The organism is Aquimarina sp. AWH4_224 (assembly GCF_056160245.1).
The window spans coordinates 155,675-169,915 of the sequence record NZ_JBSWWU010000006.1 but is presented as its reverse complement, the minus strand read 5'-3'; the positions used below and the strand labels follow the sequence as shown (position 1 = coordinate 169,915).

Here is a 14,241-nt window from a genome sequence, read left to right as displayed (position 1 = left end):
AAAGAAATTTTGCCTAACAAATCGTATCTTGCATAAGCTTCTTTTAGAGAGCAAACACTTCTTATGATATACTTTAAGAATAATTCGAATAACAACAGGGTTACATACATCAGCAAACATGAAGAAAGACAATTGGCAGTTAGAGAACACTTATACCGAATTACCGGAGATTTTTTATAGCCTTCATCAGCCTGTACCCGTAACCAAGCCAGAACTGGTATGTTTTAATGAAGTACTGGCTGATCAATTAGGTCTTGGGTTTTTAGATCAGGAGAACGAAAACATCGCAGATTATTTTTCAGGAAAAGTAATCCCTGATGGAGCAAAACCTTTGGCCCAAGCTTACGCTGGTCATCAGTTCGGTCACTTCAATATGTTGGGAGATGGCAGGGCTATTGTATTAGGCGAACAAATTGACACAACGGGCAAAAGGTTTGACATACAGCTAAAAGGATCTGGACAAACCCCTTATTCAAGACGTGGTGATGGTAGAGCAACTTTATATTCTATGTTACGAGAATACCTGATTAGCGAATCCATGTTTCATTTGGGTATACCTACTACACGCAGTCTAGCGGTTGTTACTACTGGAGAAAAGGTTTTTCGTGGGCAGATGCATAACGGAGCTGTGCTTACACGCACGGCAGAAAGCCATATACGGGTGGGAACTTTTGAATATGCACGTCATTTTGGTAGTACAGAAGACTTGCGTGCATTAGCAATGTATACCATAGAAAGACATTACCCAGATAAAAAAGATGCAGACAATCCAGTACTTGAGTTGTTAAAGGCCGTAATGCACAAACAGATAGACCTGGTTGTGGATTGGATGCGGGTAGGGTTTATTCATGGGGTGATGAATACTGATAACATGAGCATTGCCGGAGAAACCATTGATTATGGTCCTTGTGCTTTTATGAATTCTTATAACCCGAATACGGTATTTAGCTCGATAGACACCCAAGGGCGATATGCTTTCGGTAACCAGGCTCATATCACACAGTGGAACTTAACTGCATTTGCCAATGCATTGTTGCCAATAATTTCAGAAGATCAGAAAAAGGCTGTACAGCTTGCTCAGGAAGTTATAGATGGATTTCAATATAAGTTTACTGAAAGATGGTACAAAATGATGTTTGATAAGTTGGGTATTTCACATCCTGAAGAAAAGGATAAAGAATTGGTGGATCATCTACTCAAGCTAATGGAAACCCATAAAGCAGATTATACGCAAGTGTTTTTGACGCTACAACAAGATACACCAATAGAAGGTTCTCTTTTTGAATCGGAGAGTTTTAAAGATTGGATGCAAAAATGGGAAGCTACCTACTTACGTGACGGTCGTGAAGGGCCTAACCTAGAACTCATGAATCGATCGAACCCCAAAGTGATCCCACGTAACCATTGGGTAGAACAGGTGTTGAACGTTGCAGCTAGAGGGGAGATGGAACCCTTTAATGAATTGTTAGAAGTACTCTCCAAACCCTATGGAGATCATCCCGATGAACTCCAATTTCAGCAAATACCAGAAGATTTTGATGCTCGTTATCAAACGTTTTGTGGGACTTAAAAAGGTGATCAGATAAAAAGGTAAAGGTAGATGCTAAACTCTTTGGGTACTTATGTTTAAGTAGTAGGAAAAAGGAAAAATTTAAACCACATATTGACTACATAATGTTAAAATAATATTTGGTATTTTTAGAGAGGTTATAATAGACACACTTAATGAAATACTTTAAACTTCTCATTTCCTTTGCACTCACAATTGGAATTTTTTACGTTTTAAATACCAAACTCGGCGCCATTCCTCCCTTAGGTAAATTTTTAAATCCAAGTTCGGGCATTTGGCAAAATGAAACCGATGAATCCTTAACAGGAGAAATTAATGTCCCTGGCCTTACAGATAAGGTAACCGTGCATTATGATGAATTAATAATTCCGCATGTTTTTGCGCAAAACGAGCAGGACTTGTATAAAGCCCAGGGCTACCTTACCGCAAAGCACCGTTTGTGGCAATTGGAGTTCCAAACCCATGCTGCTGCTGGACGCTTATCCGAGATTTTTGGTGAAAGAGCTTTAAATTATGACAGGACAGAACGAAGACGAGGTATGGGCTTTGGTGCAGATCAGGTAATGAAGTATATGGAGGACTATGATCCCAAAACCTTAAGTTTTGTGCAGAGTTATGCAGATGGGGTAAATGCATATATCGATCAACTTGATCCTAAAGATTATCCTGTAGAATACAAACTTTTGGATTATCAACCCGAAACCTGGACAGCAAAAAAAACAGCCTTGTTGTTAATGTATATGACCAAAATGCTGGCGGGTTATGACGATGATCTCGAATATACCAATATGCTGCGCCTTGTTGGGGAAGAGAACTTCAATTTGCTCTTTCCTGACTTTTTTGATGTTACTGATCCGGTAATTCCCAAGGAGACCGATTGGAGTTTTATTGATGTGCCTCAGACAGATTTGCCAGCTAGCCAAGCAGTTTTGGATACTATTGCCGAAACTATAGAAAAGCCACATCCCGATAATGGAAGTAATAACTGGGCGGTTTCTGGAGCGAAGTCTGAAACTGGTAACCCGATACTAGCGAATGATCCGCACTTAGGGCTTAAATTACCTGCTATCTGGTTTGTGATGCAATTAAGCACACCAGATCACAATGCGTTTGGGGCTACGATTCCTGGTGCATTAGGAGTAATTTCTGGCTTTAACCAATATATTGCCTGGGGAGAAACCAATGCTACAAGAGATGTTATCGATTGGTATAAAATAGAATTCAACGAGGATCATACGAAATATAAATATGACGGTCAATGGAAAGATGTTTCGGTTAGGATAGAAGATATTAAGGTAAAAGGTCAAGAAAGTTATAAGGATTCTGTGCTTTATACCCATCATGGTCCTGTAGTGTATGATAAAAACTTTAAATCAGATAATGAGCGCTCAGGGTATGCGATGAGGTGGATAGGTCATGATGGGGGGAATAACCAGAAAACATTTTTAGAACTCAATAAAGCAAAAAACTATGAGGACTACGTTAGTGCATTACAATATTGGAATGCACCTGCTCAAAACTTCGTATTTGCATCCACCGAAGGAGATATAGCATTATGGATACAAGGAAAATTTCCAAATAAATGGGAAGGGCAAGGGAAATTTTTGATGGATGGTAGTAATCCAGAAAACGATTGGCAATCCTATATTCCACAAAAATTCAATGCACATACCAAAAATCCCGAACGTGGTTTTGTAAGCTCTGCTAATCAGCATCCTGTAGATGAAAACTATCCCTATTTCGTTTTTAATGATGGGTATGAAACGTATAGAAATCGTGTAATTAACACCTTTTTTAATGCTAAGGATAAGTTTAGTGTACAGGATTTTAAAGATTTACACAATAATAATCTTAATCTTAAGGCTAAGGAACTCCTTCCATATATGTTTATACATATGGATATCACTTCCTTGTCAGAAGATGAAATAGAGATCTACGAAGAAATTAGAGCCTGGAATTTTAATAATGATATAGATGAGGTTGGGCCAAGTATATGGAGACAGTGGTATGGCAAATTGTACAAAATGCTTTGGGACGAATTTGATGTAGAAGATATGGCTTTGACTTCGCCGTATACCTACCAGACGATTTATCTGTTAAAAAACCATGGTAACCACGAGTTTATGGATATTGTAGCCACTAAGAATACCACTGAAACAGCAAAAGATTTATTCCTATTGGCTTTTAAAGAAGCGGCGAAACGTTTGCAAGAAATAAAGGAGGAAGAAGGAGATTATACCTGGTCAAATTACAAGGGGACTTATGTGGGTCATTTGTTACAATCCTTACCGGCCTTTTCAAGATTTGATATTCCTATTGGCGGAGATCGTAATATTGTCAATGCCACTTCTGAGGATCACGGACCTTCGTGGAGAATGATCGTAGAAATGACCTCGCCGCCAACAGCTTTGGGGATATATCCTGGAGGTCAGTCGGGTAATCCTGGGAGTAAATACTATGACAATTTTATCGACGATTGGGCCGCTGGGAAGTACCACAGCCTGAATTTTTTACAGTCTAATGGAGCCACTAGTGCGATCATTGGGACACAAACTTTAATACCAGCCAACAATGATTAAGAATATCATCAATTTTATAGCCACCATTATATTGGGAGTAGTATTATCATTATTTCTACCGTGGTGGTCTGTAATGACAGCGGCTTTAGCTACATCTTTATTTATACCGCTTAAAAAAGCAGCTGTATTTTTTGTTCCCTTTTTGGCGATATTACTTTTTTGGACTGTGTATTGTTTTATGTTGAGTAGCGCCAATGATTTTACGCTGGCTAAAAAAATATCGCAATTGTTACAAATTGGAAGTAATCCTTATCTGCTTATTTTGATTACAGGAGTGATAGGAGGATTAGCGGCTGGTATCGCCGCCGTTTTCGGAAAACAAGTCGTTGCAATTAGTAAAGGTAGATAAGGTTTTTAGAGAAACTGGCAATACTACTTCAAAAGTAATCAAAGAGGTTTTCGTTTAAAGAGTGTAACAGTAGATAGAAATGAAATGAACGAAACAAACCGAGAGTATCTTAAAAGAATAAATGGAGTATTAGACGTTATTGAAAAAAACCTCGATACAGAGTTCTCGTTAGCGTATTTGGCTAAGAAAGCTAATTATTCACCATATCACTTTCATAGAGTTTTTTTAACTGTGGTGAACGAAAGACTCAATGCATTTATCAATAGAAAACGAATTGAACGTATTGCTTCTATTATACTTACCGAACCGGATCTTCCTTTAAAAGAATTGATTTACAAATATGGTTTCAATAGTGATAGCTCATTTTCAAGAGCTTTTAAAAAATACTATGGGGTTACTCCAACTAGATTTAAATCAGAAGGTAAAAAAATACTTAGCAAGATTGGTATAGTTCCTTTTTCTTCTGAAAAATACATTTGTTCCATTGATAATAGTAAACAATGGATTAAAATGAATGGACAAATAAGCATACAAGAACTTCCCGAATTGCAACTTGCGAGTATATCCCACATTGGAGAATTTGATAAAGCCGGTGATATGTTTCAAAGATTGATGGAGTGGGGGCATCAAAAAGGAGTATTAGATATTTCAAATTTCAAAGCAGTTACAATCTATCATGACAACCCTAATATTACTGAAGGAACCAAAATAAGATTCAGCACAGGTGTCACTATTAAAGAGGGTATCAAAGCCGATGGAGAAATCAGGCAACTAACATTGAATAATGGAATTTATGTCGTTGGACATTTCGAAATTAAGGCCGAAGAGATTTCCAAAGCCTGGAAAAGTATGAATGTTTGGGTCCTTGAGCATAACTATAAATTTAGAGATGGAGATTATTTTGAAATCTATCATAACGACCATAACACGCATCCTGAACAGAAATTCATTATTGATATTTGTATTCCATTGGAAAAAACAGAGAATGTTAAACTCGAGGAAACTAGAACTATAGATTTTTCGAATGATAACGTCAATAATGATCACCAATACGAAGAAGGTTTGGATTATCATGAGTTGATAGCGTATATGAAAGAATTGAGAGCTTTTTTTTCTAAAGAATATGAGACCTTGTTTAAACTCGGAAGTATTTATAAAGGAAATCCAGCGTATTCCTACTTTTCGTTAACCACGGAGCAGTTAAAGAAACAAAAACTTAAATTTGTTATGGTCCTGGATCATAAAACCCTATGTTTTTCGATTTGCTTGTCGGGTCAAAACAAAAGTATCCGGAAAAAGTATTGGAATATTTTTAAAGACAGTGATTGGAATACCTATCCTTTGGTTGAATCGATTGATAATAGTTTATCGATCATAGACCATATTATTGTTAAAGAACCAAATTTCAGCAATAGAAGAAATTTAACCGAAAAGATCGAAAAGGAATCGATGAAGTTTATTCGGGAACTCAGCGATATACTTGAATAATACAACATGATCATCTATTATGATGTCAATGTTTGTTGTACAAATTGTTAGCCAAAATTTCTCAACACAAATGTTAAAAATACTTTCCAAAATGAATAGTAAAAGATTAATACTTGCGATCTGTTTATCGTACGGCATCACCTTTTCTTGCGCGCAAACAAAAAGTTCGAAAGATAGGTATAATGCTACCGCATTAGCTGTGAGTAAAGATAGCCTAAAGGTATCAGCACAACGGCTTATGAAAAAACATAAAATCCCTGGGATGAGCATGTTATTGATGAAGAGTTTGGATACCGTACAAGCCCTAACATTTGGCGTACAACAAAAAGGAAAAAAAATACCGATCGATCAAGAGACGGTATTTTCGGCAGGCTCTGTCAGTAAAGTAGTCACCGCAATTTTAGCATTAAGATTGGTAGATTCTGGGAAATTAGCGTTGGATACTGATATCAATACCTATTTAAGAGATTGGAAGGTCGAGGAAAATCAATTTAATAAGCATCAACCAGTAACCATAAGACATATCTTGTCTCATACAGCAGGATTTTCGGTCCATGGTTTTGCTGATTATTATCCGGGAGAAGCACTGCCAACATCAACGACAGCTATTCTGGAAGGTAAAAAGCCAGCAAAAAATAACGAAGTAAAATTAATCTTTCCAGTAGGAGAAAAATATCAATATTCTGGTGGAGGAACAACGGTCTTACAGAAGATCATTGAAGATGTTACCGGGTTACCTTTTCATAAAGCTGCCGCAAAAGAAGTATTTGAACCGTTAGGACTTAAAAGAGCTAGTTTTTTAAATCCGCTTCCAGAGTCATTTGGAAATATTGCCAAAGCCCATGACGAAAAAGGAAAGCCAGAAGCTTTGCCACGAGGTTATCAAGCCATGCCAGAAGCAGCCGCTTCTGGGTTGTGGATAACTCCTACGGATTTGTATGTGATTTTGAAAGCAACGATGACATCACAACAAGATGCTAGTTCCAAATTTTTGTCAAAAGGATTAGTTGAAGATATGATCACGGCAGAAGAAAACTCACATCATGGATTAGGTCCTAGAATCAATACAGAAAATGGGAAACATATCGTTGAGCATGGTGGAGCAAATGATTCCTATAGATCTCTTTTTTATTTATTTTGGAAGCAGCAAATGGGATTCATTATAATGACCAATGGTAATAAAGGGAGGGACCTTATTTATGAGTTAAAGCCGTTAATAGAACAACATTTAATGAAAACAAAAGTGAACACTTTGTAATGTTGATTTTTATGACAACAGTTATCAATCAGTAGAAAAATGAAACGATTAGTATACATATTGCTATTTTCTTTAATTCTCTTTTCCTGTAAAAAAGAGGAGGTGGATGATCCTGATCCCCTGATCGAAAATACTGAATTTGTATCTGCTGTAGACATTTCGAGATATCCTGAAATATCAAATGTAAACTCGACTTTCTATGATTTAGAAGGAAATCCAAAAGATTTTTTGGCAATACTCAAAGAAAATGGTGTTAATACTATTCGATTAAGGCTTTGGGTGAATCCGGTAAATCAACATTCTGGATTTGATGAAGTAAAAGAGTTTTCTCAAACACTGAAGAGCAATGGGTTTAAAACTTGGTTAACCCTTCACTATTCAGATACTTGGGCTGATCCAGGGCATCAACAAATCCCATCTCAATGGCAAGGATTAGATCTGGAAGAATTACGAGACCAAGTCTATAGCTATACGGCAAGGGTAGTGAAGGAAATGCAACCTAACTATATTCAAATTGGAAATGAAATCAATTCTGGGATCCTACATCCCCATGGAGAGATGTCTACTAATTATGAAAACTTTATGCGTCTCATTGAGAAAGGATGCGAGGCGGTAAGAGAAAATGCTGAGGATTGTAAAATCATATTGCATTTTGCCGGACTCGAAAATGCTGAATGGTTTTTCGACCAGGTACGTACTATTGATTTTGATATCATCGGTTTATCCTATTATCCTATTTGGCACGGAAAATCTTTAGATGATCTAAAGACTACAATGCAAACGCTGAGCGAGTCCAACAATAAGCAAATCTTAATTGCAGAAACAGCATATCCCTTTACACTAGAATGGAATGATTGGACCAACAACATAGTGGGATTAGAAGAACAACTCGTTTTACCAGAATACCCTGCAACGACAGAGGGACAAAGTAAATTTATTAGGGATATAAAAACAATTACGCAAGAATTGGAAAAAGGAATAGGTTTTTGTTATTGGGGTGCCGAATTAATCGCATGGAAAGGGAGTCAAGCAACCAATGCTTCGCCCTGGGAAAATCAGGCGTTGTTTGATTTTGATAATAACGCCCTACCTGTATTAAGAGAATTTAAAGTGCAATAAAACCTATTTCGGTAGCAACAATATAAACCGGCAAATCAGTATGTAATGAAGGATATAGAAGACTACATACCATTTATCAAAAAAGTTCTGAATACATACAGTCCGGTAAGTGATGCGAATGTCTCATTGATTGCGTCAATTTCTGAAATCACGCATTTAGATAAAGGAGAAATGTTGCTGGAAATCGGGAAGACTTCAAAACAAAAACACATTTTGTACAAAGGAGTCATTGTCTCTTATTATATCAGTGATGAAGGGAATTTGTATCATAAAAATATCTTCCTAAAAGAGAATTTTGTAGGTTCGATGGTTTCTGCTTTAATAAATGAACCTTCAAATTTTGCGCTCGAGGCGATTGAACCTTGTATACTCATTAGTTTTGATTATAAACTATATCACCAACTTATTGAGGAACATATCGAACTCAAAAACTTCTATATTGCCTATCTCGAAAAAAATTGGGTGCTCGATAAAGAAAAACGAGAGATCAATATTGTTTTAAAAGATGCCGAAGAACGATATCTTGATTTTATCAATGTCCATCCTAAAATTGAAGAGCGTATTCCTTTACACTACATAGCTTCGAATCTGGGGATTACTCCAACACAATTAAGTAGAATTCGAAAAAAAATAAAAAAAGACACCTGAATCAACATATGTAAAGGAAAAAGAACTTGTTCTTCTTGAACTTTGCAATATGAAATCAATATTAGTATACACACTTGCATTTACGGGCGGCGTTTTTCTTGCCGTTCAAGCTGGATTCAACACACAGTTGGGTTCAATTCTTAAACAACCTATTATTGCAGTAATATCAGCTTCTCTAACGAGTGTTATTTTTGGTTTACTTATTTTGTTAATCATAAGTAAAGGAAATATTCAGCTTCAAATCTTTGGTCAAGTACCTTGGTTTTTATGGTTTATCGGCGGATTATTTAGTATGATTGGAATAACACTTTATTTCTATACCATCCCAAAACTTGGAATTTCAAAAATGATTGCTCTCGGTCTGTGTGGACAACTTATTTTTTCCCTAATAGCTGGAAAGTTTGGTTGGTTAAACCTGCCTGTAGAACCCTTAACAACAAAACGCCTGGTAGGTGCTTTTGCAATGATCGTAGGAATCATCTTAATCAATTCAAAATGAAAAACGTAAAACAAAACATAAATAATTTGACCCATTTATGGGCGTTAGCAGGACAAGCTTTCCAGGGATTTGAAGAAAAGTTAACGTATTCTATTTCTAGGATAAATAATACGGAATGGCCTAATAGAATTTGGTCGACTTCAACGCTATCTGAAGAGTCATTAAAAGAAATAGGTTTGAAAATGAAAGAATACCCTGAGTTGACCTTCTCCTGTTTTAATGAAATTCAGGAAGATAATTCCTTAGAGACTCAACAGCTTTTTACACTTAAATCGCTACAATACGGTATGAGTTTACCTCTTAGCGAAAAAAATAAAATTGAAAGAGAATTAGAATGCATACTAGTAGATGACGAAGCCAAAGCTTTGTTGTGGAGTAGTACTTTTTCTGAAGCTTTTGGATATCAAATCGCAGCAAATGTAGTAGTAAAAACTAGCAATGATGTGCACTATTTTCTTGTATATGATCAGGGAAATATCGTAGGAACAGTGATGTTGTTGATCACAAACAACGTGGCCGGAATCCATAGCTTGGGCATTATTCCTGCTCAAAGAAAAAAAGGTTATGCATGGAGTATCATGCAACATGTTTTGAATAGGGCAATTAACCTTAACTGTGATATAGCTGCGTTACAAGCTTCAGAAATGGCAAAAAACATGTACCTGAAAATGGGATTCACAATTGATTTTTTAATGCAGAACTATAGGCTAAAGGAATAAATACTTACCGATATCAAAAACCAAAAATGCATATATGTTACAAAAAACTTCGATCCGAATAAAAAAGTATCTGATAAGCATTTAAACGGAAATGAATTTAATAAATTTATAATCCTATAATATTGAAAAGTCAGTGCAGGGAAACCCTATCGTTTTTCATATGCTAGTCCGTTATAAAACTTTGGATGCTATTCATTGAATATGGAAGTTGATCACATATTTATATTTTCTAGTGCTAGAGGTGAAGAAGCCAATAGTTTGAGTGAATTTGGTTTGACCGAAGGTAGCAGTCGATTGCATCCTGGACAAGGAACAACGAATCGAAAATTCTATTTTGAAAATTTCTTCCTCGAGATTTTATGGGTGGTTAACGAAAAGGAAATTCAAAGTGAATTGACCGCTCCAACAAAACTATGGGAACGCTCTCAATTCAAGAACAATGAACATTCGCCGTTTGGTTTGTGTTTGGTAAACGCTGCATCGACGGATCAACTTTTTGAGACAAGTAAAATTTACCAACCGAATTATTTTCCCGAAGGAATGTCAATAGACATCATCCCCAACGAAGAATATCCAAAATTACCTTGGACTTTTAGACTTCCTTATCGTGGCGAAAAGAAATCTCAAACAGAACCTTCGGGACATGCAAACCAAATTGAGTTACTCACTCGAGTAGAATTTGAAATGCCCACACTTAATTACGGAACCAAATTTGTCAACTATTTTCAAGATGTAGATCTCATCGAATTTACAACAGGAAATAGAATGCACCTAACTCTCGAGTTTGACAATATGCGTCAGGGAAAATCAAGGGAATTTTTGGAGTTGAATTTGACGATTAAATATTAAACATTATCATCATAAAAACAGAAAGCAATAACCATGGAAATCATTACAGCCGATCTTTGGGATCAACATGCAGAACGACTTACCTTACTCAATGTAGATTTTAAACATTTTGGTAAAAAAGAAAGTTTTGCCGGAGAGGTGGTCACCTTAAAAGTCTATGAGGATAATACCTATGTTAGAAAAACCCTTGAAAAAGATGGAAGTGGTAAGGTTTTAATGATTGATGGAGGAGGATCTCGACGTTGCGCCCTGGTAGGAGATAATATAGCAAAGCTAGCGATAGATAACCATTGGGAAGGAATATTGGTATATGGTTGCATTAGAGATTCCAAAGAAATTAATACCATGGATGTTGGCATTAAAGCCATAGGAACCTGCCCTGTAAAAAGTGTTAAAAGAAATGTAGGTGTATTGGGTGAAGAATTAATAATCGAAGGGACTAAAATTAAGAATGCACACTATATATATGCTGATTTGGATGGGGTGTTATTCTCTTCCGAAAAGTTGCTCAACAATATGTAATTATGATGGATTATCAGACGTTTCAACCACATCCTGATCTAAGTGCTTTGGTCAAATTTTATTGGACTTTGGAAGTCCCTTTTGATCCTAATAACGAAAAGCAAAAAATCATTCCCGATGGATGCATCGAGATGACCTTTAACCTGAAGGATAAGATCAAAAAATATATCTCTGAAGAAGAATTTGTAGTGCATCCTAACGCCATGATAATGGGACAAAGAACAAAATCCTACTTTATAGAACCCTTGGGTGATGTCAAGTCATTTGCAATTTGCTTTTATCCACATGGGTTTGCAAATTTTGTAAACACCCCTCTCGAAAATTTGGTAGATAAAGAGACTCCAATCAAAGATTTGTTTGGAGAGAATGCTGGGCAAGTACTAGAGCAGAAGATAGATAAGGCGTCTGGTACTGAAGAACGTATTGAGATTATTGAAACCTTTCTTTTTGACAAATTGAATCAGCATTCTACTATTGAAAACTTAGTGAAAACCACCGTAGATGCACTTCTTACTACAAATGGAAGTAGCCCTATACATCAAATATTGAAAGAAGATTTATCAAAAAGAAGACAGCTCGAAAGAAATTTCAAAAAACAAATAGGAATTAGTCCAAAACAGTTGGGTAGGGTATTGCGTTTACAATCGGCTTTAAGGATGTTGCTCGATGATAAAGAAAGCCTGACGACAATTGCTTATGAAAGTGAATATTTTGATCAAGCCCATTTTAATAAAGACTTTAAAGAATTCGTTGGGACTACGCCAAAGGAATTTTTAGGAAACAAAAACATGGAGCTTTCGACCCTTTTCTACAAATAGGGGGTAGGTGTCGCATTTTTACAATTCCAATTCGTTCATTACAATTAACTTTACGATATAAACTTATTTAAAAGAATGAAAAGAAAAATACTAGGGGTTTCATTTTTTTTGATCTTAAGCGTTATTAGCTGTAAAGATCAAAATAAGCCCAATTCAGAAACCAAAATACAACTTACAACGGTAGAAGAAAAAGTAAAAGATATGAATAGTTTTGTTTCCCTTTTTGAGATTCCAGCAACAGATATTTCACGAGCAATTCGTTTTTATCAAACAATTTTGGAGGTGGATATCGAAAAAATGGAAATGCCAGGAATGGAAATGGGAGTATTCCCGTATCAAAACCAAACGGTAATGGGAGTCATTATGAAAGGAGAGGATTTCAAACCCTCTGCGGATGGGGTAACTATATATCTAAATGGCGGTAATAATCTTCAAACTATACTCGATAAGGTTGAAGAAAATGGTGGCAGTATTATTGTTCCCAAAACTGCTCATGCAGATGAAAGTGGATTTTTTGCCTTGTTTTTGGATACAGAAGGAAATAAATTAGGGCTACATTCTCCAAATTAATAGAGAAAAAAGAGCTTACAAAAATGTATAAAGAATAATGACGGTTTGGGTGTAGGCTCAAACCGTTGTTGTTTCTAATATTTAGTATCTTGTTATCAAAAATTAGACAGTAAGCTAAATGAACGAAATCTCAGAACATATTAGAAGTGTAGTGTCAGTTTCTGACAAGAAACTTTTGATGATATTAGATCGATTAGTGACTAAAGAATATCCCAAAAAAGAACATTTACTCCTTTCAAATCAATATGCTAAAGAAGTATACTTTATTCTAAAGGGTTGTGTTAGAACTTATGTTTATGATCTAAATGGTGTTGCCCATAATATTACTTTTTCGATGGAAAATTGGTGGTTTGGAGATTTACAAAGTTTTATAAATAAAACGCCAGCTTCATTTAATATTCAAGCCTTAGAAAATACAGTTGTGTTATCCATAAGTAAGGAAAATTGGGATTATCTGATAGAAGAGATTCCTGAATTTGTGATCTACACCAGAGTTTTGTTTAGAAATACCATGTTTTCTCACGAAAACAGAATTTTGCAAAACCTTTCGTTTACTGCCGAAGAACGCTACACTTTTTTTCTTAATAAATATCCGAATTTGGCACAACGGATTTCTCAGAAACATATCGCCAGTTATATAGGAGTAACTCCTGAGTTTTTAAGCATGTTGCGTAACAATCTGAAGAAGTGATTTCTTAAACTACCTTAAGTTTTTTTCAAGTTATACCATAGAACTTTGCTCTATAAAAAAGACAAAGAAACATGGATTCTAATCTCACACTTGGAAATTTACCAATCAGGAATGGTCTTCGTCCAAAGACGACTGATACCAATCCACATACACAACTAAACCAACAGCCACAAGATATTTCATTTATCGAAGAACTGAAAGATTGGGCTTTCAAACTTGGTCATATAGAAAAAAAACCTAGCACAATATCTGTCCCTGGATCTATTGCAATGTGCATGGAAGATGATCATAAATGTAAAAGCTGTAGTGCTTTTATGGTAGACTCGGAATTTGCGCATTTTCACCCTTATCCCGATTATAGTATGCATCTAGGGCTTCCTCAAAAAGATGCCGAATTCATAATTATAAATGGTTGGGGTGAGTGGCATCCACTTATTGAAAGAGGATACCTACCTCCAAATATTATCATGATGTATGCTCCAAGGAATCAAGAAGAGTTGGAGGTTGCCAAATTCATACTGAAACGATCTTACGATTTTGCCTTGGGAAAAATAAAATAATC

The 14,241-nt window shown here is 35.9% G+C and carries 15 protein-coding genes; all 15 read left to right on the top strand.

Annotation, left to right across the window (positions count from 1 at the left end):
- The first annotated feature begins 118 nt into the window (after window positions 1–118).
- The gene (locus ACXAGJ_RS13310; protein ID WP_474840620.1) at window positions 119–1,570 is read left to right on the top strand and encodes a protein adenylyltransferase SelO; all 1,452 of its coding nucleotides are present in this window, start codon (window positions 119–121) and stop codon (window positions 1,568–1,570) included.
- Between the two features lie 155 nt (window positions 1,571–1,725).
- Entirely contained in the window at window positions 1,726–4,149 is a 2,424-nt protein-coding gene (locus ACXAGJ_RS13305; protein WP_474840618.1) for a penicillin acylase family protein, read from the top strand.
- Window positions 4,142–4,498 (top strand): hypothetical protein, encoded by a 357-nt coding sequence (locus tag ACXAGJ_RS13300; RefSeq protein ID WP_474840616.1) that lies wholly within the window; start codon window positions 4,142–4,144, stop codon window positions 4,496–4,498. Before ACXAGJ_RS13305 ends, ACXAGJ_RS13300 begins: the two co-directional genes overlap by 8 nt.
- Window positions 4,499–4,582: 84 nt before the next feature.
- Window positions 4,583–5,986, top strand: coding sequence for an AraC family transcriptional regulator (locus ACXAGJ_RS13295; protein ID WP_474840614.1), 1,404 nt, complete (start codon window positions 4,583–4,585; stop codon window positions 5,984–5,986).
- 238 nt (window positions 5,987–6,224) lie between these two features.
- Window positions 6,225–7,244: a serine hydrolase domain-containing protein gene (locus ACXAGJ_RS13290; RefSeq protein WP_474840612.1), complete on the top strand. Its 1,020-nt coding sequence runs from the start codon at window positions 6,225–6,227 to the stop codon at window positions 7,242–7,244.
- A 39-nt stretch (window positions 7,245–7,283) separates the two neighbouring features.
- Window positions 7,284–8,363, top strand: a complete 1,080-nt coding sequence (locus ACXAGJ_RS13285) for a glycoside hydrolase family 53 protein (protein ID WP_474840610.1) — start codon at window positions 7,284–7,286, stop codon at window positions 8,361–8,363.
- Window positions 8,364–8,408: 45 nt separating this feature from the next.
- Window positions 8,409–9,011 (top strand): Crp/Fnr family transcriptional regulator, encoded by a 603-nt coding sequence (locus ACXAGJ_RS13280; protein WP_474840608.1) that lies wholly within the window; start codon window positions 8,409–8,411, stop codon window positions 9,009–9,011.
- Window positions 9,012–9,060: 49 nt separating this feature from the next.
- A complete protein-coding gene (locus ACXAGJ_RS13275; protein WP_474840606.1) occupies window positions 9,061–9,510 on the top strand; it encodes a DMT family transporter in 450 nt (149 codons plus the stop codon).
- Entirely contained in the window at window positions 9,507–10,229 is a 723-nt protein-coding gene (locus tag ACXAGJ_RS13270) for a GNAT family N-acetyltransferase (protein WP_474840604.1), read from the top strand. Before ACXAGJ_RS13275 ends, ACXAGJ_RS13270 begins: the two co-directional genes overlap by 4 nt.
- Before the next feature lie 201 nt (window positions 10,230–10,430).
- Window positions 10,431–11,078, top strand: coding sequence for a hypothetical protein (locus tag ACXAGJ_RS13265; protein ID WP_474840602.1), 648 nt, complete (start codon window positions 10,431–10,433; stop codon window positions 11,076–11,078).
- A gap of 33 nt (window positions 11,079–11,111) precedes the next feature.
- Window positions 11,112–11,600 (top strand): ribonuclease E activity regulator RraA, encoded by a 489-nt coding sequence (rraA, locus tag ACXAGJ_RS13260; protein WP_474840600.1) that lies wholly within the window; start codon window positions 11,112–11,114, stop codon window positions 11,598–11,600.
- 2 nt (window positions 11,601–11,602) lie between these two features.
- Window positions 11,603–12,418: a DUF6597 domain-containing transcriptional factor gene (locus ACXAGJ_RS13255; protein WP_474840597.1), complete on the top strand. Its 816-nt coding sequence runs from the start codon at window positions 11,603–11,605 to the stop codon at window positions 12,416–12,418.
- A gap of 75 nt (window positions 12,419–12,493) precedes the next feature.
- Complete coding sequence (locus tag ACXAGJ_RS13250) at window positions 12,494–12,988, top strand: VOC family protein (protein WP_474840595.1); 495 nt, start codon at window positions 12,494–12,496, stop codon at window positions 12,986–12,988.
- Window positions 12,989–13,106: 118 nt separating this feature from the next.
- Complete coding sequence (locus tag ACXAGJ_RS13245) at window positions 13,107–13,679, top strand: Crp/Fnr family transcriptional regulator (protein ID WP_474840593.1); 573 nt, start codon at window positions 13,107–13,109, stop codon at window positions 13,677–13,679.
- Window positions 13,680–13,750: 71 nt separating this feature from the next.
- Window positions 13,751–14,239, top strand: coding sequence for a luciferase domain-containing protein (locus ACXAGJ_RS13240; RefSeq protein ID WP_474840591.1), 489 nt, complete (start codon window positions 13,751–13,753; stop codon window positions 14,237–14,239).
- Window positions 14,240–14,241: the final 2 nt, after the last annotated feature.